The following is a 21,608-nucleotide window of genomic DNA, read 5'->3' as shown; positions in this document are numbered from 1 at the left end:
ATGGAGTGGAGCCTGACGCAGAATAAGCTGCTGGCGTATCACCGCTTAATGCGTACCGATAAACCCATTGGCGCGTTACTGTTGCTGTGGCCGACCCTCTGGGCGCTGTGGCTCGCCACGCCGGGCGTGCCGCCGCTGTGGATCCTTGGCGTATTCGTTGCCGGCGTCTGGCTGATGCGTGCGGCGGGCTGCGTGGTGAATGACTATGCCGATCGTAAATTCGATGGTCATGTTAAGCGTACTGCCGGTCGTCCGTTACCCAGCGGGCAGGTGACCGGGAAAGAAGCCCGCGTGCTGTTTATTGTTCTGGTGCTGCTCTCTTTCCTGCTGGTGTTAACCCTCAACACCATGACCATCCTGCTTTCCGTTGCGGCGCTGGCCCTGGCCTGGGTGTATCCGTTTATGAAGCGCTACACCCATCTGCCGCAGGTGGTGCTGGGGGCGGCGTTTGGCTGGTCGATTCCGATGGCGTTTGCGGCGGTTAGTGAGTCCTTACCGCTCAGCTGCTGGCTGATGTTCCTGGCGAATATTCTCTGGGCCGTGGCGTATGACACCCAGTACGCGATGGTTGACCGCGACGATGACCTGAAAATTGGCATCAAATCAACCGCCATCCTCTTTGGCCGTCAGGACAAGCTGATCATCGGTATCCTGCAGGTTGCGGTACTGGCGCTGATGGTGGCGATTGGTCGCCTGAACGGGCTGAACTGGGAGTTCTACTGGTCAGTGCTGGTGGCGGGACTGCTGTTTGCGTACCAGCAAAAGCTGATTGCGAAGCGCGAACGCGACGCATGCTTCAAAGCGTTTATGAACAATAACTACGTCGGTCTGGTGCTGTTTTTAGGCCTGGCGATGAGCTACTTCATATAAAAAAAGCCGGGTGGCGGCTTCGCCTTACCCGGCCTACGGTTTAGCAGGATATGTAGGCCCGGTAAGCGTCAGCGCCACCGGGCGTTTTTTTACCGGCGACGCAACAACCTGAGCGCGTTCGCCGTCACCAGCACCGTTGCCCCGGTATCCGCCAGTACCGCCAGCCACAGCCCGGTCATGCCAAGCAGCGTGGTCACCAGGAAAATCCCCTTCAACCCCAGCGCGATACCGATGTTCTGACGGATATTGGCCCGCGTCGCGCGCGCAAGATCGATCATCTGCGCCAGCCCGGTCAGGCGGTTGTGGGTCAATGCCGCGTCAGCCGTTTCCAGCGCCACGTCGGTCCCGCTGCCCATCGCAATACCAATGGTGGACGCTTTCATCGCCGGAGCATCGTTAATCCCGTCACCGACCATCGCCAGCGGCGTCTGAGCGTTCAGCTCCGTTACCGCGCTGACCTTATCCGCAGGCAGCAATCCGGCTTTAAACGCCAGCCCCAGCTCACCCGCAATTGCTGCCGCCGCGCGAGGGTTATCACCGGTGAGAATCACGCCCTTCACGCCCAGCTGATGTAGCGCCACCACAGCTTCTTTTGCGTCATCGCGGAGGGTGTCGCGCAGCGCCAGCATCCCTTTTGCGACGCCGTCCTGCATCACGCTCACAACAGTTTGTCCGGTTTGTTCTAACGCCTCCACCTCTGGAGTAGAAGACTTGCCAGCCGCGACAATCAGTACCTTTTTACCGTCAACGGTGGCCTCAATCCCTGACCCGACCAGCGCCCGCTGGGCGGTTGCCGGAGGGATGTTCAGCCCGCGCGACTGCGCTTCACGCACAATCGCCTGCGCCAGCGGGTGAGTGGAGCCCTGTTCAACGGCGGCGGCCAGGGTCAGCAGTTCATCTTCACCGATATCCTGCGGATATACGCCGGTCACCTGCGGTTTGCCGACGGTCAGCGTACCGGTTTTATCGAACGCGATTTGCTGAACCTGGCTCAGCTGCTCCAGCGCCGCGCCGCCCTTAATCAGCGCCCCGCGACGTGCCGCAGCCGCCAGCCCGGAGGTAATGGCCGCCGGGGTGGAAATCACCAGCGCGCACGGACAGCCGATCAGCAATAGCGTCAGCCCTTTATAAATCCAGCCCTCCCACGGCGCGCCAAAGAACAGCGGTGGGACGACGGTGACCAGCAGGGCCACCAGCATAATGGCGGGCGTGTAGATCCGGCTGAAGCGGTCAATGAAGCGTTCGACCGGCGCGCGGCGCTCTTCGGCCTCTTCAATCAGCTTCAGGATACGGTCGATGGCGCTGTCGCCCGGCTCGGAAAGCACGGTGAGCTGTACCAGACGGTCGACGCTAGTGGCACCCGCAGGCACTTTTTCACCCGCCTCACGTTCAACCGGAATGGACTCGCCGGTCAGGGCGCTTTCATCAAAGCTCGCGGTGGCGGTAAGCAGCGCACCGTCTGCAGGCAAGCGTCCGCCTGCCGCGACTTCAATCACGTCGCCCGGGCGCAGCGTATTGATGGCGACCGTTTCACGCATGCCGTTTATCACGCGCGTGGCGGTTTCCGGCTTCAGCGCCATCAGCGCGCTGACCCCTTTACGCGCCCGGCTCGCTGCCCAGCCTTCAAGACGTTCGCCAATTAAGAACAGCAGCAGCACCATCGCCGCTTCTGCCGTTGCGCCAATAAACAGCGCGCCGATAGCCGCCACGCTCATCAGCGTTTCGATGGCAAACCAGCTGCCGCTTTTCATCAGGCGCAGCGCCTGACGGGCAATCGGGAACAGCCCGACCAGCGTGGTGGCGATAAACGCCAGGTTGCCGAACGGGTGGTTGAACTGTTCCAGCCCCCAGCTCAGGGCCATCATGATGATGAGGGTAATGAGCGGCAGGTTTTCTTTCAGGGAAGAGGCTTTTTCAGCGGGCGCCGTTTCGCTACGCAGGGTATAGCCCGCCTTGCTGACGGCGGCTTCCACCTGTTTGCTGACGTCGTTATCGGCGCTAACCAGCAGCTTTTCAGTGGCGAACAGCACCTGAACGTGACTCACGCCCGGCACTTGTTTGACGGCGTTTTCCACTTTGCGCGCGCAGGCGGCGCAGTCCATGCCGTTAACGACCCAGCTGTAGCGATTTCCGCTTTCCGGAAGGGATTGTGTTTGCGTTTCGCACACGCCTTCACAGCAGCAGTCGTCTTTCGACGGAACCGGGCTGAGCTTAAGTGCCGAGAATTGTGGAACTTTTTTAGATGTTTCTGGAGTCGACATGGCAGTCTCCGGTAATGATAATTTTCTCATTAACCGCAGCATACACTCTGGAGTCGACTCCAGAGTCAAGACTTATTTAAATATACAGCGAACGCACGATCAGGAAGTGCCCGGCAAAGTAGCAGGCGGCGGCAATCGCGTTATCCGCACGGAAGCGGCGACGATAGTGGCTGCCCAGCCACACGACATTCCCGATCAGCAGCAGCGCGGCACCGAAGAACGCGGACATCGCTGGAGCGGTCGGACGGAAGAACCACAGCTCGCCCGCCAGCCACACCATTACCAGGGTCATGGCGATAAACGTGCAGACCGGCAAACGCATCTCTTCCAGACGTGACCAGATCACCGCAATCAGCAGCGCGCCAATCACCAGCAGCACCAGCGGCAGCGGCCAGAAGAAGGAGAGCGTCATCTGGCTGGCAAAGTAGATGGTGTAAAGCAGATGCGACAGGAAGAACGCGCCGACGGCATAGAGCAGGCGCTGACGGGGGAGCAGAGTCAGCGCATCGCCTATCAGGGACGCACACAGCCCGGCGAGCACCAGATAGCTGACGGCGTTGAACATCGGCGCTTGCCAGGCCAGCAGCAGCAGGAGCAACAGCGTGACCGGTTTAAACAACCAGCGCTGCCAGGTGGGACCGCGGTACGACGCATCGACATAAAGCCATGCGGAAAAACAGACAGCGATAAATGACCAAAGCATATTAACTCCCTGTATCTGTTAAGTCTGAATAATCAGTTTCTGATCCAGTGTAGTGACGCGGGCGGGCGTTTGGCAATGGCGGGGAAGGCAGGGTATCCTGAATTCCGCATAATCTGATGGGATTGTAGAATGAGCAAGATGCCGCTGTTTTTCATTATCGTGGTGGCGATTATCGTCATTGCCGCCTCGTTCCGCTTCGTACAGCAGCGCCGCGAGAAGGCGGATAACGATGCCGCACCCCTGATGCAAAAGCGCGTGGTGGTGACCAACAAACGCGAGAAACCGCTCAATGACCGCCGCTCACGCCAGCAGCAGGTGACGCCTGCGGGCACAACAATGCGCTATGAAGCGAGCTTTAAGCCGGAAACGGGCGGCCTGGAGATGACCTTCCGCCTGGAGGCGCAGCAGTACCATCAGCTGACAGTGGGAGAGAAAGGAACGCTGAGCTACAAAGGGTCGCGATTTGAAGGGTTCAGTACGGAATAATGCACGAACGGTTCCCTCTCCCTGTGGGAGAGGGGTAGGGTGAGGGCATCAGCCCGCACCTTATTTCTTCGCCTGCGCCTTAAATTTCTTCATCCACACCAGCAGCTCAAATACGCCGAAGATAAACACGCGCAGCTGCTGCCAGCCCGTCATCTGCGGGCCGTCTTTCGGCAGGCCGTTTTTCAGCATCACCATCTGCAGGGCGTGCATAAACGACGTGAAAATCAGCGCGACGTTAACGAAAATGTTCATCGGGCGCGGGAACGGGTGCACCAGATTCAGAATCAAAAACGCCCAGACGCCCAGCATCAGCAAACGTCCCAGATTAATCAGTACCGGCATCGGATCCTCCTTGTGCCTGACGGTGATACAGACGATAAGCAACCTGACCCGCGACTTTTTCACGGTGCAGATCCCAGTGAGCGGGAACCGGCGGTAAACCGTTTTCCACTTCGCTTTCAACGTAAATTAGCGCGTCATCCGCCAGCCAGCCGTTTTGCTCCAGCAGGGATAGCGTCTCCTCCAGCAGCGCCTTACGGAACGGCGGGTCGACAAACACCACGTTATGCGGCGTGCCTTTCTGCGCAAGAAAACTCAGCGTGTTGGTGTTCACGACTTTGGCGTTGCCCGCCTTCAGCGTCGCCAGATTTTGCTGCAGCGTCTGCGCTACGCCGCGCTCCATCTCCAGCAGCGTGGCGCTGGCGGCATAGCGCGACAGCGCTTCCAGACCGAGCGCGCCGCTTCCGGCGAAGCAGTCCAGGCAGTGGGCGTCTACCATTGACGGGGCCAGCCAGTTAAACAGCGTCTCGCGCACGCGGTCGGTAGTAGGGCGTAAACCGGGGCTGTCCGGCACCGGTAATTTCCGGCCTCGCCACTGACCGCCGATAATACGAATTTGACCGGCCGGGGCGCGGTTGGGTTTCTTCATCTCAGGAAAGCTCTGTTAACAATTGGCCTGCGATTGCGGGCGGTGATGTCAATTAAGTAAAGTGTTAGACTATTTCATCATTTTTTTAGCTTCCATGTATATAGCGCCGCGAGGAGTGTAGTCGCAGATGGCAAAACAAAAAAAACGTGGCTTCTTTTCCTGGCTGGGCTTCGGTGAAAAAGAGCAAGAAACAGAACAGAAAACCGAAGAGCAACAAGCCGTTGAAGAGCAGTCACCGCCTGAAACGCCTGTAGAAACCGCCGCGGTAGTCGACGCGGAAGAAACGGCGCACAGCAAAGAAGAGGTTGAATCCTTTGCAGAAGAGGTGGTTGAGGTCACGGAACAGGTTCAGGAGAGCGAGAAGCCAGAACCGGTTGTCGTTGATGACATTACCGAAGCGCCGCAGGCCGTTATCGAGCATGAAGAGCTGCCGCTGCCGGAAGAGGTGAAAGCCGAAGAGGTGTCTGCCGAAGAGTGGCAGGCCGAAGCGGAAACCGTTGAAATCGTTGAGGCGGTGGAAGAAGAAGCGGCGCTCGAGCCAGAACTGACCGACGAAGAGCTTGAAGCCCAGGCGCTGGCGGCGGAAGCCGCTGAAGAAGCGGTCATCGTGGTGCCGGTGGAAGAAGAACCGGAAGAAGAGATCGTTCAGGAGCAGGAAAAACCGACCAAAGAAGGTTTCTTCGCCCGCCTGAAGCGCAGCCTGCTCAAAACCAAAGAAAACTTAGGTTCCGGATTTATCAGTCTGTTCCGCGGCAAGAAGATCGACGACGATCTCTTTGAAGAGCTGGAAGAACAGCTGCTGATTGCGGACGTCGGCGTGGAAACCACCCGTAAGATCATCGCCAATCTGACCGAAGGGGCGAGCCGCAAACAGCTGCGCGACGCCGAAGCGCTGTACGGCCTGCTGAAAGACGAGATGGGTGAAATTCTCGCAAAAGTTGACGAACCGCTTAATATTGAAGGCAAAACGCCATTTGTTATTCTGATGGTCGGCGTGAACGGCGTGGGTAAAACCACCACCATCGGCAAGCTGGCGCGTCAGTTCGAGCAGCAGGGCAAATCGGTGATGCTGGCGGCGGGCGACACCTTCCGTGCGGCGGCGGTTGAGCAGCTGCAGGTTTGGGGTCAGCGCAACAACATTCCGGTGATTGCCCAGCATACCGGCGCGGATTCCGCGTCCGTGATCTTCGACGCCATTCAGGCGGCGAAGGCGCGCAACGTGGACGTGCTGATTGCCGATACCGCAGGGCGTTTGCAGAACAAATCGCACCTGATGGAAGAGTTGAAGAAAATCGTTCGCGTCATGAAGAAGCTGGACGAAGACGCACCGCATGAAATTATGCTGACCATTGACGCCAGCACCGGACAGAACGCCATCAGTCAGGCGAAGCTGTTCACTGAAGCGGTAGGACTGACGGGGATCGCGCTGACCAAGCTGGACGGCACCGCGAAAGGCGGGGTGATCTTCTCCGTGGCCGACCAGTTCGGCATTCCTATCCGTTACATCGGTGTGGGCGAGCGTATTGAGGATTTGCGTCCGTTTAAGGCGGACGACTTTATTGAGGCATTATTTGCCCGAGAGGACTAACAATGATTCGCTTTGAACACGTCAGCAAGGCCTATCTCGGTGGGAGACAAGCGCTGCAGGGGGTGACATTCCACCTGCAGCCGGGCGAGATGGCATTCCTGACCGGCCATTCCGGCGCGGGGAAAAGTACCCTGCTCAAGCTTATCTGTGGGATCGAGCGGCCAAGCGCCGGGAAAATCTTTTTCGGCGGGCATGAGATCAGCCGCCTGAAAAACCGCGAAGTGCCGTTCCTGCGTCGTCAGATCGGCATGATTTTCCAGGATCACCACCTGCTGATGGATCGCACCGTTTTCGATAACGTGGCCATTCCGCTGATTATTGCCGGCGCCAGCTATGACGATATCCGCCGTCGCGTCTCTGCGGCGCTGGATAAGGTCGGGCTGCTGGACAAAGCGAAGAACTTCCCGATCCAGCTCTCCGGCGGTGAACAGCAGCGCGTGGGCATCGCCCGCGCGGTGGTGAACAAGCCTGCCGTGCTGCTGGCGGATGAACCGACCGGTAACCTGGACGATGCCCTGTCAGAAGGGATTTTGCGTCTGTTTGAGGAATTCAACCGCGTAGGGGTCACCGTATTGATGGCGACGCACGATATCGGGCTCATTTCCCGTCGTTCGTACCGCATGCTGACCCTGAGCGACGGGCATTTGCACGGAGGCCACGGTGAACAAGCGTGATGCAATAAACCAGATTCGGCAGTTCGGGAACCGGTTTGACCGTTTCCGTAAGCCGCAGGGCGGTGGTGACGGCAATCGTAATGCGCCGAAGCGCCAGAAGGCCGCGACAAAACCGGCCTCCCGTAAAACCAACGTGTTTAACGAACAGGTACGCTACGCTTTCCACGGCGCGCTGCAGGACCTGAAAAGCAAACCGCTGGCGACGTTCCTGACGGTGATGGTGATTGCCATCTCCCTGACGCTGCCAAGCGTCTGCTATATGGTCTATAAAAACGTCAACCAGGCGGCTTCACAGTATTATCCGTCCCCGCAGATCACGGTCTATCTGGATAAAGCGCTCGACGATAACGCCGCTGCGCAGGTGGTTGGGCAAATCCAGGCCGAGCAGGGCGTGGAGAAGGTCAACTATCTCTCACGTGAAGACGCGCTGGGCGAGTTCCGTAACTGGTCTGGCTTTGGCGGCGCGCTGGATATGCTCGAAGAGAACCCGCTGCCCGCCGTGGCGGTGGTGATCCCGAAGCTGGATTTCCAGGGGACCGATTCGCTTAACACCCTGCGCGATCGCATCACGCGCATTAAGGGCATTGATGAAGTGCGCATGGATGACAGCTGGTTTGCGCGCCTCTCAGCCCTGACCGGGCTGGTAGGACGCGTCGCGGCGATGATTGGCGTGCTGATGGTGGCGGCGGTCTTCCTCGTCATTGGTAACAGCGTTCGCCTGAGCATCTTTGCTCGTCGCGATACCATCAACGTGCAGAAACTGATTGGTGCGACGGATGGCTTCATCCTCCGACCGTTCCTTTACGGTGGTGCACTGCTCGGTTTTTCCGGCGCATTTCTTTCACTGATATTGTCAGAAATTTTGGTGATGCGGCTTTCGTCGGCCGTGACTGAAGTGGCGCAGGTTTTCGGAACGAAGTTTAATATCAGCGGCTTAGGTTTCGATGAGTGCCTGTTACTGCTGCTGGTGTGCTCGATGATTGGGTGGGTGGCAGCCTGGTTGGCAACCGTTCAACATTTACGTCACTTTACTCCCGACTAATAAAAGCGTGATATAATCTTTCCCTGCACCGAGATGTTCGCTCTGCAGGGAAAGCGTCCCTGTTGTCTCTTCCCCTGTTATCATCTCCATGTCACATTTTGTGCGTAATTTATTCACCGTTGCACCTGGAACTTGTGGATAAAATCACTGTCTGATAAAAGAGTGAATGCTAATCTCGTTGCTCAAACGCTTTGGCATGGTTGTTGCCTGACGGGGACGACCTGGACCAGAAGAAACATTGAGAGGAATGAATGACCAAAGAAATGCAAACTTTAGCTTTAGCCCCTGTTGGTAACCTGGAATCTTATATCCGGGCTGCGAACACCTGGCCGATGTTAACGGCCGAGGAAGAAAAGGAGCTTGCTGAAAAGCTGCATTACCAGGGCGATCTGGAAGCAGCTAAGACGCTGATCCTGTCTCACCTGCGCTTTGTTGTTCACGTTGCTCGTAATTATGCGGGCTACGGCCTGCCGCAGGCGGACTTGATTCAGGAAGGTAACATCGGTCTGATGAAGGCTGTACGTCGCTTTAACCCGGAAGTGGGTGTGCGACTGGTCTCCTTCGCCGTGCACTGGATCAAAGCAGAAATTCACGAATACGTGCTGCGCAACTGGCGTATCGTGAAAGTCGCCACGACAAAAGCGCAGCGCAAACTGTTCTTTAACCTGCGTAAAACCAAGCAGCGTCTGGGCTGGTTCAATCAGGATGAAGTGGAAATGGTGGCGCGCGAGCTGGGCGTAACCAGCAAAGACGTGCGTGAGATGGAATCCCGTATGGCCGCGCAGGACATGACCTTTGATATGTCCTCAGACGACGACGCATCTGACAGCCAGCCGATGGCACCGGTTCTGTATCTGCAGGATAAAACCTCTAACTTTGCTGATGGCATCGAAGAGGATAACTGGGAAGATCAGGCCGCGAACAAGCTGACCCATGCGATGGAAGGCCTCGACGAACGTAGCCAGGATATTATCCGCGCCCGCTGGCTGGACGAAGACAACAAGTCCACGCTGCAGGAGCTGGCCGACCGCTACGGCGTCTCTGCGGAACGTGTCCGTCAGCTTGAAAAGAACGCCATGAAAAAACTTCGCGCCGCTATCGAAGCGTAATTTCCGCGAAGTACACCGAGAACCCTCGAATGCAAATTCGGGGGTTTTGTTTTTTTAGCGCCCGCTCTGGCGAATTCCCTCCCCCTGGCAAACACTTACTGATGCGCTAAGCAGGCGACTTTCTCAGGGGGACAGGGTGAAAAACAACGAACTGAACGACCGGCGTTTACAGGCGACGCCGCGCGGCATCGGCGTGATGTGTAACTTCTATGCCGATAAAGCTGAAAACGCCACGGTGTGGGACGTGGAAGGCAACGAGTACATCGACTTCGCCGCCGGTATCGCGGTGCTGAATACCGGCCATCGCCATCCCAAAGTCATTTCCGCCATCGAAAAACAACTCCACGCCTTTACCCATACGGCGTATCAGATCGTGCCGTATGAAGGCTATGTGGCGCTTGCCGAACGTATCAACGAACGCGTGCCCGTTGAAGGCCCTGCCAAAACGGCGTTCTTTTCAACGGGAGCAGAGGCGGTCGAAAACGCGGTCAAAATTGCCCGGGCGTACACCAAACGTCCCGGCCTTATTACTTTCGGCGGCGCGTTCCACGGCCGCACCTTTATGACCATGGCGCTGACCGGCAAGGTTGCGCCGTACAAGCTCGGCTTTGGGCCCTTCCCCGGCTCGGTGTATCACGCGCAGTATCCGAATGAACTGCACGGCGTCAGCACCGCTGAGGCGTTGAAAAGCCTGGAACGTATCTTTAAAGCGGATATTGCTCCTGACCAGGTCGCGGCGATCATTCTCGAACCGGTTCAGGGGGAGGGCGGTTTCAACATCGCTCCTGCTGATTTTATGCAGGCGCTGCGCGCCCTGTGCGATACCCACGGCATTCTGCTGATTGCCGACGAGGTGCAAAGCGGCTTCGCCCGCACCGGCAAGCTGTTCTCGATGGAACACCACTGCGTGAAGCCCGATCTGATCACCATGGCGAAAAGCCTGGCGGGCGGGATGCCGCTCTCGGCGGTGTCGGGACGTGCTGAGGTGATGGATGCGCCCGCGCCGGGCGGGCTGGGTGGCACCTACGCAGGTAACCCGCTGGCGATTGCGGCGGCGCATGCCGTACTGGACGTGATTGATGAGGAAGATCTCTGCACGCGCTCGGCGCATCTGGGCCATCACCTGGTGGAAGTGCTGAACAAGGCGAAGGAACACTGCCCGTATATCGCGGATATTCGCGCCCAGGGCTCAATGGTGGCGGTTGAGTTTAACGACCCGCAAACGGGCCATCCTTCGCCGGAATTTACCCGCCAGGTGCAGGAGCGGGCGTTGCAGGAAGGGCTGCTTCTTCTGAGCTGCGGCGTCTACGGCAACGTCATTCGTTTCCTGTATCCGCTGACGATCCCCGAAGTGCAGTTCCGTAAAGCGCTGGACATTATCTCCGCCTCGCTGACACGTTAAAGCCATATGCCCGGCGAAAATCCCTGCCGGGCCTGGCATATATTCATTTCAAATTAGCTATTCCAAAATCATAAAAATCGGGTATGTTTTAGCAGAGTATGCTGAAAAAGCGCGAACAGCACACCTATAACTGACATAAAGCGCTGCACAACAACATCACAACAATCGTAATAACCATAATAATGGGGAATCTCAGGATGAACATGAAGGGTAAAGCGTTACTGGCAGGATGTATCGCGTTGGCATTCAGCACCATGGCGCAGGCAGACATTAAAGTGGCTGTGGTTGGCGCCATGTCCGGACCGGTAGCGCAGTACGGCGACCAGGAGTTTACTGGCGCAGAACAGGCGGTTGCAGACATTAATGCCAAAGGTGGTATTAAGGGCGAAAAACTGCAGATCGTAAAATATGATGATGCCTGCGACCCGAAACAAGCGGTCGCGGTCGCGAACAAAGTGGTGAACGACGGGATCAAATACGTTATCGGTCACCTGTGCTCTTCCTCTACTCAACCCGCGTCTGATATCTACGAAGACGAAGGTATCCTGATGATCACTCCGGCGGCGACCGCACCGGAGCTGACCGCGCGTGGCTACAAGCTGACCCTGCGCACCACCGGCCTGGACTCTGACCAGGGCCCAACCGCGGCGAAATACATCGTTGAAAAAGTGAAGCCGAAGCGTATTGCCATCGTTCATGACAAGCAGCAGTACGGTGAAGGTCTGGCGCGTTCAGTGCAGGACAACCTGAAGAAAGCCAATGCCGACGTGGTGTTCTTCGACGGGATCACCGCCGGTGAGAAAGACTTCTCCACCCTGGTGGCGCGTCTGAAGAAAGAGAATATTGATTTCGTTTACTACGGTGGCTACCACCCGGAAATGGGGCAGATCCTGCGCCAGGCGCGCGCTGCGGGCCTGAAAACCCAGTTTATGGGTCCGGAAGGCGTGGCGAACGTTTCCCTGTCCAACATTGCAGGTGAATCAGCCGAAGGCCTGCTGGTGACCAAACCGAAGAACTACGACCAGGTGCCAGCGAACAAACCTATCGTAGATGCCATCAAGGCGAAGAAACAGGATCCAAGCGGCGCGTTCGTCTGGACCACCTATGCGGCGCTGCAGTCTCTGCAGGCGGGCCTGAACCAGTCAGCCGAACCGGCTGAGATTGCCACCTGGCTGAAAGCGAACACGGTCCAGACCGTCATGGGGCCACTCTCCTGGGACGCGAAGGGCGACCTGAAGGGCTTCGAGTTCGGCGTGTTTGACTGGCATGCTAACGGGACTGCTACTGACGCCAAATAATTTTCCCGTCGCCTTTCGTGCCGCAGGTGCGTTGGCTGCGTTATTCAACCCCGGTCACTTACTTATGTAAGCTCCCGGGGATTTCATAACTTGCCGCCTTCCTGCAACACGAAATGCTTGGGAAAATGCGGTAGAAATTGTAGGCCGGGTAAGGCGCAGCCGCCACCCGGCTTTCTTTTAGCGCTTCTCCCAGCCGCTCTCCTGCGCCGTAAACCCTAACGCCTGCATAAACGCCGCCATCACGCCGCGGTCTTCCACGCCGACGTCAGCCATCCACCATGAGGTCACGCTCGGGTTTTCGCGGATCACTTCTTCAATTAAATACTGTCCCACACCGCGACGACGGGTGACGTCACGTACGCGCAGCGAGTCCAGCGCCCCTTCTGTACCGCTCAGGGTGACGCGAACCGCGGCCAGCAGGCGCTCGTTAAAACGCGCGGCATAAATGCGGTGGGTCTCATCCACGCGTAGCGACGAAGGGGAATATTCCGGCCAGATCTTGCCCAGGTCGATATGATCCTGGTCGCTAAAGGTCACCAGACGCACGATAGTCAGTTTCATTAGCTACTTGTCCAAATCAGATTCAGTAGGGGCAGTGTACTCAATTTATTCACTCAGCGGCTTCCTCTTTTTATTCTCATTAACCAGGTGATTAGTTTTTTGGCAACGCGATGGGCAGTTTGAAAACACATGGATCGAAAAATAAGCAGAATTTTAACCTGAAGGGTAGTGATTTATTCGGCGCTTTGTACCGTTATTTTATGCTGCAAACTGCACTTTTATTTGTTTATCTCTGCCTGATTTCAGAATATTATCTTTGCTTAATCGCCTGAAAAATAGAGATTTTAGTCTGGTTTTTGACAAAAACCTGCGCTAAACCATTAAAGGCACTGGTAAAAATAGCGTTGTTCATTAAAAGTACAGAATGCTTTTTAACCATAATAAAACAAAATATAAACACGACATCACGAATGGGGATTCAGAGATGAAAAGGAACGCGAAGACGTTAATCGCGGGGATGGTCGCACTGTCGATCTCGCATGCCGCTATGGCGGAGGACATTAAAGTTGCGGTAGTGGGTGCGATGTCCGGCCCTGTTGCCCAGTGGGGTGACATGGAGTTCAACGGTGCGCGCCAGGCCATCAAAGACATCAACGCTAAGGGCGGCATCAAAGGCGACAAGCTGGTGGGCGTGGAATATGACGACGCCTGCGATCCGAAACAGGCCGTCGCGGTCGCCAACAAAATCGTCAACGACGGTATCCAGTATGTGATCGGCCACCTGTGTTCATCCTCCACCCAGCCCGCGTCTGATATCTACGAAGACGAAGGCATCCTGATGATCACCCCCGGTGCGACCAACCCGGAACTGACCCAGCGCGGCTATCAGCACATTATGCGCACCGCGGGGCTGGACTCCTCTCAGGGGCCCACCGCCGCCAAATACATCCTTGAAACCGTTAAGCCGCAGCGTATCGCCATTATTCATGACAAGCAGCAGTACGGCGAAGGCCTGGCGCGCTCCGTTCAGGACGGCCTGAAAAAAGGCGGCGCGAACATCGTCTTCTTCGACGGCATTACCGCCGGTGAGAAAGACTTCTCCGCGCTGATCGCCCGTCTGCAAAAAGAGAATATCGACTTCGTTTACTACGGCGGCTACTACCCGGAGATGGGGCAGATGCTGCGTCAGGCGCGCGCCACCGGTCTGAAAACCCAGTTTATGGGGCCAGAGGGCGTGGGCAATGCCTCCCTGTCAAACATCGCCGGGGATTCTGCCGAAGGCATGCTGGTGACGATGCCAAAACGCTATGACCAGGATCCGGCCAACAAGGCTATCGTGGATGCGCTCAAGGCGCAGAAGAAAGATCCGAGTGGTCCGTACGTCTGGATCACCTATGCGGCCGTACAGTCTCTGGCCACCGCGCTGGATCGCTCCGGCAGCAAAGAACCGCTGGATCTGGTGAAAGATTTAAAAGCACACGGGGCTAACACCGTGATTGGGCCGCTGAACTGGGATGAGAAAGGCGATCTGAAGGGATTTGAGTTTGGTGTCTTTAAGTGGCACGCCGACGGTTCGTCCTCGGCCGCCAAATAATTATCCCACCGCCCGGACCGCCGGGCGGGTATAAAAAGGTTTGCATATGTCCGAGCAGTTTCTCTATTTCCTGCAGCAGATGTTTAACGGCGTTACGCTGGGAAGCACCTACGCGCTGATCGCCATCGGCTATACGATGGTTTACGGCATTATCGGCATGATCAACTTCGCCCACGGCGAGGTCTACATGATCGGTAGCTACGTCTCCTTTATGATTATTGCCGCCCTGATGATGATGGGCATCGACAGCAGTTGGCTGCTGGTCGCCGCCGGGTTTGTCGGCGCGATTGTGATTGCCAGCGCCTACGGCTGGAGCATTGAGCGCGTGGCCTATCGGCCGGTGCGCAGCTCCAAGCGTCTGATTGCGCTGATTTCCGCCATCGGGATGTCGATCTTCCTGCAAAACTACGTCAGCCTGACCGAAGGCTCGCGCGACGTGGCGCTGCCAAGCCTGTTTAACGGCCAGTGGATTGTGGGGGCCAGCGAAAACTTCGCGGCCTCTATCACCACCATGCAGCTTGTTATCTGGGTCGTGACCTTTATTGCGATGCTCGCCCTGACGCTGTTCATCCGCTACTCGCGTATGGGACGCGCCTGCCGCGCGTGTGCAGAAGATCTGAAGATGGCGAGCCTGCTCGGCATCAACACCGACCGCGTGATTGCCCTGACCTTCGTGATTGGCGCCGCGATGGCGGCGGTGGCGGGTGTCCTGCTCGGCCAGTTCTACGGCGTGATCAACCCGTACATCGGCTTTATGGCTGGGATGAAAGCCTTCACCGCGGCGGTGCTGGGCGGTATCGGCAGTATTCCGGGCGCGATGATTGGCGGCCTGATCCTGGGCGTGGCGGAGGCGCTCTCCTCGGCGTATCTGAGCACGGAATATAAAGACGTGGTGTCGTTTGCCCTGCTGATTCTGGTTCTGCTGGTGATGCCTACCGGTATTCTGGGCCGTCCGGAGGTAGAGAAAGTATGAAACCGATGCATTTTGCAATGGCGCTGCTCTCTGCCGCCATGTTCTTCGTGCTGGCGGGCGTCTTTATGGGCGTCCAGTTAGGTCTGGACGGGACGAAGCTGGTGGTGGATACCGCCCCCGACATCCGCTGGCAGTGGGTGTTTATCGGTACCGCCGTGGTGTTCCTGTTCCAGCTGCTGCGTCCGCTGTTCCAGAAGTCGCTGAAAAACGTCTCCGGGCCGAAATTCGTTCTGCCGGCCATCGACGGGTCTACCGTTAAGCAGAAGCTGTTCCTCGTAGCGCTGCTGGTGGCCGCCGTGGCGTGGCCGTTTGTGGTGTCTCGCGGCACCGTGGATATCGCCACTCTGACCATGATCTACGTGATTCTCGGTCTCGGTCTGAACGTGGTGGTGGGGCTCTCCGGCCTGCTGGTGCTGGGCTACGGCGGCTTCTACGCCATCGGCGCCTACACCTTCGCGCTGCTGAACCACTATTACGGCCTCGGCTTCTGGACCTGCCTGCCGCTGGCGGGGCTGGTCTCTGCCGCTGCCGGCTTCCTGCTTGGCTTCCCGGTATTGCGCCTGCGCGGTGACTACCTGGCGATTGTGACCTTAGGCTTCGGCGAAATCGTCCGTATCCTGCTGCTTAACAACACCGAAGTGACCGGCGGCCCGAACGGCATCAGCCAGATCCCGAAACCAACCTTCTTCGGCCTGGAGTTCAGCCGTACCGCCCGCGAAGGCGGCTGGGACACCTTCAGTAACTTCTTCGGCGTGAAGTATGACCCGTCCGACCGTGTAATCTGGCTCTATCTGGTGGCGCTGCTGCTGGTGGTGATTACCCTGTTCGTGATTAACCGTCTGCTGCGCATGCCGCTGGGCCGCGCGTGGGAAGCGCTGCGTGAAGATGAGATCGCCTGCCGTTCCCTGGGCCTGAACCCGACCCGCATCAAGCTGACCGCGTTCACCATCAGCGCCGCGTTTGCCGGTTTCGCCGGGACGCTGTTTGCCGCCCGTCAGGGCTTTGTAAGCCCGGAATCGTTCACCTTTGCCGAATCCGCCTTTGTGCTGGCGATTGTGGTGCTGGGCGGTATGGGCTCGCAGTTCGCCGTTATCCTCGCGGCCATCCTGCTGGTGGTCTCGCGCGAGCTGATGCGCGACTTTAACGAATACAGCATGCTGATGCTGGGTGGTTTGATGGTGCTGATGATGATCTGGCGTCCGCAGGGCTTGCTGCCGATGACTCGTCCACAGCTGAAGCTGAAACGCACTCAGGCGAAAGGAGAGCAGGCATGAGTCAGCCATTATTATCCGTTAACGGTCTGATGATGCGTTTTGGCGGCCTGCTGGCGGTCAACAATGTGTCACTGGATCTGCACAAGAAAGAGATTGTCTCCCTGATTGGCCCGAACGGCGCGGGGAAAACCACGGTCTTTAACTGCCTGACCGGCTTCTACAAGCCGACGGGCGGCACCATCATGCTGCGCGACAAGCATCTTGAAGGGCTGCCAGGCCAGCAGATTGCCCGCATGGGCGTGGTGCGTACCTTCCAGCACGTGCGTCTGTTCCGCGAGATGACGGTGATTGAGAACCTGCTGGTCGCGCAGCATCAGCAGCTGAAAACCGGGCTGTTCTCCGGCCTGCTGAAAACCCCGGCCTTCCGCCGCGCGCAGGATGAAGCGCTTGACCGCGCGGCGACCTGGCTCGACCGAATTGGCCTGCTGCAGCACGCCAACCGTCAGGCGAGCAACCTGGCCTACGGCGACCAGCGTCGTCTGGAGATTGTGCGCTGCATGGTGACCCAGCCGGAGATCCTGATGCTCGACGAACCGGCGGCAGGGCTCAACCCGAAAGAGACCAAAGAGCTGGACGAGCTGATTGCCGAACTGCGCGATCACCACGACACCACCATTCTGCTGATTGAGCACGACATGAAGCTGGTAATGGGCATTTCCGACCGTATCTACGTGGTCAACCAGGGCACGCCGCTGGCAAACGGCACGCCGGAAGAGATCCGCAACAACCCGGACGTGATCCGCGCATACCTGGGTGAGGCATAAGATGGAAAAAGCGATGTTAACGTTCGACAAGGTCAACGCGCACTACGGCAAGATCCAGGCGCTGCACGACGTCAGCCTGCACATCAATCAGGGTGAAATCGTGACCTTGATTGGCGCCAACGGCGCGGGTAAAACTACGCTGCTCGGCACCCTGTGCGGCGACCCGCGCGCCACCAGCGGGCGGATCGTGTTTGATGGTAAAGACATTACCGACTGGCAGACCGCCAGAATCATGCGTGAAGCGGTGGCGATTGTTCCGGAAGGGCGCCGGGTCTTCTCCCGCATGACGGTGGAAGAGAACCTGGCAATGGGCGGGTTCTTCGCCCACCGCGATGAATACCAGACCCGCATCAAGTGGGTCTATGAGCTCTTCCCGCGCCTGTGGGAGCGCCGCATTCAGCGTGCGGGCACCATGTCCGGCGGCGAGCAGCAGATGCTGGCGATAGGCCGCGCGCTGATGAGCCAGCCGCGTCTCCTGCTGCTGGACGAACCGTCGCTCGGTCTGGCGCCGATCATCATCCAGCAGATTTTCGACACCATTGAGCAACTGCGCAAAGAGGGGATGACCATCTTCCTCGTCGAGCAGAACGCCAACCAGGCGCTGAAGCTGGCTGACCGTGGCTACGTGCTGGAGAACGGCCGCGTGGTGCTGGAGGACACCGGCGACGCGCTGCTGGCGAACGAAGCGGTGCGGAGCGCGTATCTGGGCGGATAGGTAAAAGCAAAAAGGCAACGCAAGTTGCCTTTTTTAGTGTTTTCTCCCTCTCCCTGTGGGAGAGGGCCGGGGTGAGGGCACCAGACCGCACCCAACCATCCAACCCCCTTCACACAACCATCATCCCCCTGACGCCTGGCTGTCACTTATCTGTAAACAAACAGTTATTTTTCTGTAATTCGAGCATGTCATGTTACCTCGCGAGCATAAAACGCGTGATATCGCGCATCCGGCACAATAAGAGAGATGACAATGACATCGTTACGACACACAGCTTTGGGTCTGGCACTGGGTCTGGCTTTTGCGACGAACGCAATGGCTGTCACCACCATTCCGTTCTGGCATTCAATGGAAGGGGAGTTGGGTAAAGAAGTTGACTCCCTGGCGCAACGTTTCAACGACACCCACCCGGATTACAAAATTGTGCCGGTGTACAAAGGCAACTATGAGCAGAGCCTGAGCGCGGGCATCGCCGCCTTCCGTACCGGCAACGCGCCGGCCCTGTTACAGGTTTATGAAGTGGGTACCGCCACTATGATGGCCTCCAAAGCCATCAAGCCGGTGTATGAAGTGTTCAAAGAGGCGGGTATCAACTTCGATGAATCCCAGTTTGTGCCGACCGTAGCGGGTTACTACACCGATTCCAAAACCGGCCATCTGCTGTCCCAGCCGTTTAACAGCTCTACGCCGGTGCTCTACTACAACAAAGACGCCTTCAAAAAAGCCGGTTTAGACCCGGAGCAGCCGCCAAAAACCTGGCAGGACCTGGCGGAGTACACCACGAAGCTGAAAGCGGCGGGGATGAAGTGCGGCTACGCCAGCGGCTGGCAGGGCTGGATCCAGATTGAAAACTTCAGCGCCTGGCACGGCCTGCCGGTGGCGACCAAAAACAACGGCTTCGACGGCACCGATGCGGTACTGGAGTTCAACAAGCCGGAGCAGGTGAAGCACATCGCGCTGCTTGCCGACCTGAACAAGAAGGGCGACTTCAGCTACTTCGGGCGTAAAGACGAATCCACCGAGAAGTTCTACAACGGCGACTGCGCCATTACCACCGCCTCGTCCGGCTCGCTGGCGGATATCCGTCACTACGCCAAATTCAACTATGGCGTGGGCATGATGCCGTATGACGCTGACGTGAAGGGCGCGCCGCAGAACGCCATCATCGGCGGGGCGAGCCTGTGGGTGATGCAGGGTAAAGACAAGGGCACCTATAAAGGCGTAGCCGAGTTCCTCGACTTCCTGGCCAAGCCTGAAAACGCCGCCGAGTGGCACCAGAAGACCGGCTACCTGCCGATCACCAAAGCCGCGTATGACCTGACCCGCGAGCAGGGCTTCTACAGCAAGAACCCAGGCGCGGACATCGCGACGCGCCAGATGCTGAACAAGCCGCCGTTGCCGTTCACTAAAGGCCTGCGCCTGGGCAACATGCCGCAGATCCGCACCATCGTGGATGAAGAGCTGGAAAGCGTGTGGACCGGGAAGAAAACGCCACAGCAGGCGCTGGACTCTGCGGTAGAGCGCGGAAATCAGCTGCTGCGCCGCTTTGAGCAGTCGACGAAATCGTAATTCAAACCTGCCCCTCACCCTAACCCTCTCCCCATAGGGGAGAGGGGATTGCACAGAGCCGTCTTTTCTCCCTCGCCCCTTTGGGGAGAGGGTCGGGGTGAGGGGTGAATACCTACAGAGCAAACCTATGTCATCATCCCGTCCGGTGTTCCGTTCCCGCTGGCTGCCGTACCTGTTGGTCGCGCCGCAGCTGGTTATCACCGTTATCTTCTTTATCTGGCCTGCGGGCGAAGCGCTGTGGTACTCGGTACAAAGCGTCGATCCGTTCGGGCTCTCCAGCCAGTTTGTTGGCCTGGACAACTTCACCGCGCTGTTCCATGACAGCTACTACCTGGACGCCTTCTGGACGACGATGAAGTTCAGCGCGCTGGTCACCGTCAGCGGTCTTGTCGCATCGCTGTTTTTCGCCGCGCTGGTGGATTACGTGGTGCGCGGCAGCCGCCTGTATCAGACCCTGATGCTGCTGCCTTATGCCGTGGCACCCGCCGTCGCCGCCGTACTGTGGATTTTCCTGTTTAACCCCGGCCGCGGGTTGATTACCCATTTCCTGGCAGAGTTCGGCTACGACTGGAACCACGCCCAGAACAGCGGTCAGGCGATGTTCCTGGTGGTGTTCGCCTCGGTGTGGAAGCAGATCAGCTATAACTTCCTGTTCTTCTTTGCCGCGCTGCAGTCCATCCCGCGCTCGCTGGTGGAAGCCGCGGCAATTGACGGAGCAGGGCCTATTCGTCGCTTCTTCAGGCTGTCGCTGCCGCTGATCGCCCCGGTGAGTTTCTTCCTGCTGGTGGTTAACCTCGTGTACGCCTTCTTCGACACCTTCCCGGTGATCGACGCGGCGACCGCGGGCGGCCCGGTGCAGGCGACAACGACGCTTATCTATAAGATCTACCGCGAAGGCTTCGCCGGGCTGGATCTCTCCGCTTCTGCCGCGCAGTCCGTCGTGCTGATGTTCCTCGTCATCATCCTCACGGTGGTGCAGTTCCGCTACGTCGAAAGTAAGGTGCGCTACCAATGATTGAGAACCGTCGCGGGCTGACGATTTTCAGCCATACCATGCTGATTTTAGGGATTATCGTCATCCTGTTTCCGCTGTACGTGGCCTTTGTCGCCGCCACGCTGGACACCAAAGCGGTGTTCGACACGCCGATGACGCTGATCCCAGGCACGCATCTTTTCGAGAATATGAAGACCATCTGGACCCAGGGCGTGGGCGCCAACAGCGCGCCGTTCTGGCTGATGATGCTCAACAGCTTCATCATGGCGTTCGGCATTACGGTGGGCAAAATCACGGTGTCGATGCTGTCGGCCTTCGCCATCGTCTGGTTCCGCTTTCCGCTGCGCAACCTGTTTTTCTGGATGATTTTTATTACCCTGATGCTGCCGGTAGAGGTGCGTATCTTCCCGACGGTGGAAGTGATCGCCAACCTGAAGATGCTCGACAGCTACGCGGGCTTGACCCTGCCGCTGATGGCCTCGGCGACCGCCACCTTCCTGTTCCGCCAGTTCTTTATGACCCTGCCGGACGAGCTGATTGAAGCGGCGCGCATCGACGGCGCGTCGCCGATGCGCTTCTTCCGCGATATCGTGCTGCCGCTGTCGAAAACTAACCTTGCGGCGCTGTTTGTGATCACCTTTATCTACGGCTGGAACCAGTACCTGTGGCCGCTGCTGATTATTCAGGACGTCAACCTCGGCACCGCCGTGGCGGGCATCAAAGGCATGATCGCCACCGGCGAAGGCACCACCCTCTGGAACCAGGTAATGGCGGCAATGCTGCTCACCCTTATCCCACCCGTAGTCATTGTTTTAGCCATGCAGCGTGCGTTTGTCCGCGGCCTGGTCGATAGCGAGAAATAA

Annotated in this window: 21 protein-coding genes; 16 read left to right on the top strand and 5 right to left on the bottom strand. The window is 57.8% G+C overall.

Features of this window, described 5'->3' with window-relative positions; all coding sequences use genetic code 11:
• Positions 1–870, top strand: coding sequence for a 4-hydroxybenzoate octaprenyltransferase (gene ubiA, locus DOU50_RS20360; protein ID WP_024906685.1), 870 nt, complete (start codon positions 1–3; stop codon positions 868–870).
• Between the two features lie 89 nt (positions 871–959).
• Here ubiA and zntA read toward each other — a convergent pair whose 3' ends face one another.
• Together zntA and DOU50_RS20350 are read right to left on the bottom strand one after the other, a co-directional pair.
• The gene (zntA, locus tag DOU50_RS20355) at positions 960–3,131 is read right to left on the bottom strand and encodes a Zn(II)/Cd(II)/Pb(II) translocating P-type ATPase ZntA (RefSeq protein WP_148770056.1); all 2,172 of its coding nucleotides are present in this window, start codon (positions 3,129–3,131) and stop codon (positions 960–962) included.
• 76 nt (positions 3,132–3,207) lie between these two features.
• Positions 3,208–3,834 (bottom strand): lysoplasmalogenase, encoded by a 627-nt coding sequence (locus DOU50_RS20350; protein WP_024906687.1) that lies wholly within the window; start codon positions 3,832–3,834, stop codon positions 3,208–3,210.
• 129 nt (positions 3,835–3,963) lie between these two features.
• Between DOU50_RS20350 and DOU50_RS20345 the strand changes: the two genes are divergently transcribed.
• On the top strand, positions 3,964–4,320 hold the full coding sequence (locus DOU50_RS20345; RefSeq protein ID WP_061716152.1) for a DUF2500 domain-containing protein: 357 nt from the start codon (positions 3,964–3,966) through the stop codon (positions 4,318–4,320).
• A 60-nt stretch (positions 4,321–4,380) separates the two neighbouring features.
• On the opposite strand, the gene DOU50_RS20340 is transcribed toward DOU50_RS20345, so the two are convergent.
• Positions 4,381–4,662 carry a DUF1145 family protein gene (locus DOU50_RS20340; RefSeq protein WP_090420791.1) on the bottom strand — a complete coding sequence of 94 codons (282 nt, stop codon included), beginning with the start codon at positions 4,660–4,662 and terminating at the stop codon, positions 4,381–4,383.
• Positions 4,646–5,248, bottom strand: coding sequence for a 16S rRNA (guanine(966)-N(2))-methyltransferase (rsmD, locus tag DOU50_RS20335; protein ID WP_048990594.1), 603 nt, complete (start codon positions 5,246–5,248; stop codon positions 4,646–4,648). Before rsmD ends, DOU50_RS20340 begins: the two co-directional genes overlap by 17 nt.
• A gap of 127 nt (positions 5,249–5,375) precedes the next feature.
• On the opposite strand from rsmD, the gene ftsY reads away from it, so the two are divergent.
• The 6 genes from ftsY (at position 5,376) to livJ (ending at position 12,361) form a co-directional block, all read left to right on the top strand.
• A complete protein-coding gene (ftsY, locus tag DOU50_RS20330; protein WP_148770054.1) occupies positions 5,376–6,836 on the top strand; it encodes a signal recognition particle-docking protein FtsY in 1,461 nt (486 codons plus the stop codon).
• Positions 6,837–6,838: 2 nt separating this feature from the next.
• Positions 6,839–7,510 (top strand): cell division ATP-binding protein FtsE, encoded by a 672-nt coding sequence (gene ftsE, locus DOU50_RS20325; RefSeq protein ID WP_023310016.1) that lies wholly within the window; start codon positions 6,839–6,841, stop codon positions 7,508–7,510.
• Positions 7,497–8,552, top strand: coding sequence for a permease-like cell division protein FtsX (gene ftsX / locus DOU50_RS20320; RefSeq protein WP_024906691.1), 1,056 nt, complete (start codon positions 7,497–7,499; stop codon positions 8,550–8,552). Before ftsE ends, ftsX begins: the two co-directional genes overlap by 14 nt.
• 251 nt (positions 8,553–8,803) lie before the next feature.
• Entirely contained in the window at positions 8,804–9,661 is an 858-nt protein-coding gene (gene rpoH / locus DOU50_RS20315) for an RNA polymerase sigma factor RpoH (protein WP_024906692.1), read from the top strand.
• 136 nt (positions 9,662–9,797) lie between these two features.
• Positions 9,798–11,063, top strand: a complete 1,266-nt coding sequence (locus tag DOU50_RS20310) for a 4-aminobutyrate--2-oxoglutarate transaminase (protein ID WP_148770052.1) — start codon at positions 9,798–9,800, stop codon at positions 11,061–11,063.
• A gap of 197 nt (positions 11,064–11,260) precedes the next feature.
• Positions 11,261–12,361, top strand: a complete 1,101-nt coding sequence (gene livJ, locus DOU50_RS20305) for a branched chain amino acid ABC transporter substrate-binding protein LivJ (RefSeq protein ID WP_024906694.1) — start codon at positions 11,261–11,263, stop codon at positions 12,359–12,361.
• 177 nt (positions 12,362–12,538) lie between these two features.
• On the opposite strand, the gene panM is transcribed toward livJ, so the two are convergent.
• A complete protein-coding gene (gene panM / locus DOU50_RS20300) occupies positions 12,539–12,922 on the bottom strand; it encodes an aspartate 1-decarboxylase autocleavage activator PanM (protein WP_023334145.1) in 384 nt (127 codons plus the stop codon).
• Between the two features lie 424 nt (positions 12,923–13,346).
• Between panM and livK the strand changes: the two genes are divergently transcribed.
• The 8 genes from livK (at position 13,347) to ugpE (ending at position 21,608) form a co-directional block, all read left to right on the top strand.
• Positions 13,347–14,456, top strand: a complete 1,110-nt coding sequence (gene livK, locus DOU50_RS20290; protein WP_024906696.1) for a high-affinity branched-chain amino acid ABC transporter substrate-binding protein LivK — start codon at positions 13,347–13,349, stop codon at positions 14,454–14,456.
• A 46-nt stretch (positions 14,457–14,502) separates the two neighbouring features.
• Complete coding sequence (gene livH / locus DOU50_RS20285) at positions 14,503–15,429, top strand: high-affinity branched-chain amino acid ABC transporter permease LivH (protein WP_008500099.1); 927 nt, start codon at positions 14,503–14,505, stop codon at positions 15,427–15,429.
• Positions 15,426–16,703 (top strand): high-affinity branched-chain amino acid ABC transporter permease LivM, encoded by a 1,278-nt coding sequence (locus DOU50_RS20280; protein WP_024906697.1) that lies wholly within the window; start codon positions 15,426–15,428, stop codon positions 16,701–16,703. The genes livH and DOU50_RS20280 overlap by 4 nt, the downstream gene beginning before the upstream one ends.
• Positions 16,700–17,467 carry a high-affinity branched-chain amino acid ABC transporter ATP-binding protein LivG gene (gene livG / locus DOU50_RS20275; RefSeq protein ID WP_024906698.1) on the top strand — a complete coding sequence of 256 codons (768 nt, stop codon included), beginning with the start codon at positions 16,700–16,702 and terminating at the stop codon, positions 17,465–17,467. The genes DOU50_RS20280 and livG overlap by 4 nt, the downstream gene beginning before the upstream one ends.
• 1 nt (position 17,468) lies before the next feature.
• Positions 17,469–18,182: a high-affinity branched-chain amino acid ABC transporter ATP-binding protein LivF gene (livF, locus tag DOU50_RS20270; protein ID WP_008500102.1), complete on the top strand. Its 714-nt coding sequence runs from the start codon at positions 17,469–17,471 to the stop codon at positions 18,180–18,182.
• Between the two features lie 252 nt (positions 18,183–18,434).
• Positions 18,435–19,751 carry a sn-glycerol-3-phosphate ABC transporter substrate-binding protein UgpB gene (ugpB, locus tag DOU50_RS20265; protein ID WP_148770050.1) on the top strand — a complete coding sequence of 439 codons (1,317 nt, stop codon included), beginning with the start codon at positions 18,435–18,437 and terminating at the stop codon, positions 19,749–19,751.
• 127 nt (positions 19,752–19,878) lie between these two features.
• A complete protein-coding gene (ugpA, locus tag DOU50_RS20260) occupies positions 19,879–20,766 on the top strand; it encodes a sn-glycerol-3-phosphate ABC transporter permease UgpA (RefSeq protein ID WP_045328892.1) in 888 nt (295 codons plus the stop codon).
• Positions 20,763–21,608, top strand: a complete 846-nt coding sequence (ugpE, locus tag DOU50_RS20255; RefSeq protein WP_013099125.1) for a sn-glycerol-3-phosphate ABC transporter permease UgpE — start codon at positions 20,763–20,765, stop codon at positions 21,606–21,608. The genes ugpA and ugpE overlap by 4 nt, the downstream gene beginning before the upstream one ends.

The sequence above is a fragment of the Enterobacter sp. C6 genome (assembly GCF_008122455.1).
In the GTDB taxonomy this organism is placed as follows: domain Bacteria; phylum Pseudomonadota; class Gammaproteobacteria; order Enterobacterales; family Enterobacteriaceae; genus Enterobacter; species Enterobacter pseudoroggenkampii.
Note: the sequence above shows the minus strand (reverse complement) of the source record. Positions and strands in the feature narration are given on the sequence as shown.

What these genes read in the sequence shown, in the direction of transcription:
- panM (WP_023334145.1), bottom strand. Translation starts at nt 12,922, where the DNA reads ATGAAACTGACTATCGTGCGTCTGGTGACCTTTAGCGACCAGGATCAT.
- ftsY (WP_148770054.1), top strand. Translation starts at nt 5,376, where the DNA reads ATGGCAAAACAAAAAAAACGTGGCTTCTTTTCCTGGCTGGGCTTCGGT.
- ugpE (WP_013099125.1), top strand. Translation starts at nt 20,763, where the DNA reads ATGATTGAGAACCGTCGCGGGCTGACGATTTTCAGCCATACCATGCTG.
- zntA (WP_148770056.1), bottom strand. Translation starts at nt 3,131, where the DNA reads ATGTCGACTCCAGAAACATCTAAAAAAGTTCCACAATTCTCGGCACTT.
- livK (WP_024906696.1), top strand. Translation starts at nt 13,347, where the DNA reads ATGAAAAGGAACGCGAAGACGTTAATCGCGGGGATGGTCGCACTGTCG.
- ftsE (WP_023310016.1), top strand. Translation starts at nt 6,839, where the DNA reads ATGATTCGCTTTGAACACGTCAGCAAGGCCTATCTCGGTGGGAGACAA.
- DOU50_RS20345 (WP_061716152.1), top strand. Translation starts at nt 3,964, where the DNA reads ATGAGCAAGATGCCGCTGTTTTTCATTATCGTGGTGGCGATTATCGTC.
- livJ (WP_024906694.1), top strand. Translation starts at nt 11,261, where the DNA reads ATGAACATGAAGGGTAAAGCGTTACTGGCAGGATGTATCGCGTTGGCA.
- rsmD (WP_048990594.1), bottom strand. Translation starts at nt 5,248, where the DNA reads ATGAAGAAACCCAACCGCGCCCCGGCCGGTCAAATTCGTATTATCGGC.
- ugpB (WP_148770050.1), top strand. Translation starts at nt 18,435, where the DNA reads ATGACATCGTTACGACACACAGCTTTGGGTCTGGCACTGGGTCTGGCT.
- DOU50_RS20340 (WP_090420791.1), bottom strand. Translation starts at nt 4,662, where the DNA reads ATGCCGGTACTGATTAATCTGGGACGTTTGCTGATGCTGGGCGTCTGG.
- livG (WP_024906698.1), top strand. Translation starts at nt 16,700, where the DNA reads ATGAGTCAGCCATTATTATCCGTTAACGGTCTGATGATGCGTTTTGGC.
- livH (WP_008500099.1), top strand. Translation starts at nt 14,503, where the DNA reads ATGTCCGAGCAGTTTCTCTATTTCCTGCAGCAGATGTTTAACGGCGTT.
- DOU50_RS20280 (WP_024906697.1), top strand. Translation starts at nt 15,426, where the DNA reads ATGAAACCGATGCATTTTGCAATGGCGCTGCTCTCTGCCGCCATGTTC.
- rpoH (WP_024906692.1), top strand. Translation starts at nt 8,804, where the DNA reads ATGACCAAAGAAATGCAAACTTTAGCTTTAGCCCCTGTTGGTAACCTG.
- livF (WP_008500102.1), top strand. Translation starts at nt 17,469, where the DNA reads ATGGAAAAAGCGATGTTAACGTTCGACAAGGTCAACGCGCACTACGGC.
- DOU50_RS20350 (WP_024906687.1), bottom strand. Translation starts at nt 3,834, where the DNA reads ATGCTTTGGTCATTTATCGCTGTCTGTTTTTCCGCATGGCTTTATGTC.
- ubiA (WP_024906685.1), top strand. Translation starts at nt 1, where the DNA reads ATGGAGTGGAGCCTGACGCAGAATAAGCTGCTGGCGTATCACCGCTTA.
- ugpA (WP_045328892.1), top strand. Translation starts at nt 19,879, where the DNA reads ATGTCATCATCCCGTCCGGTGTTCCGTTCCCGCTGGCTGCCGTACCTG.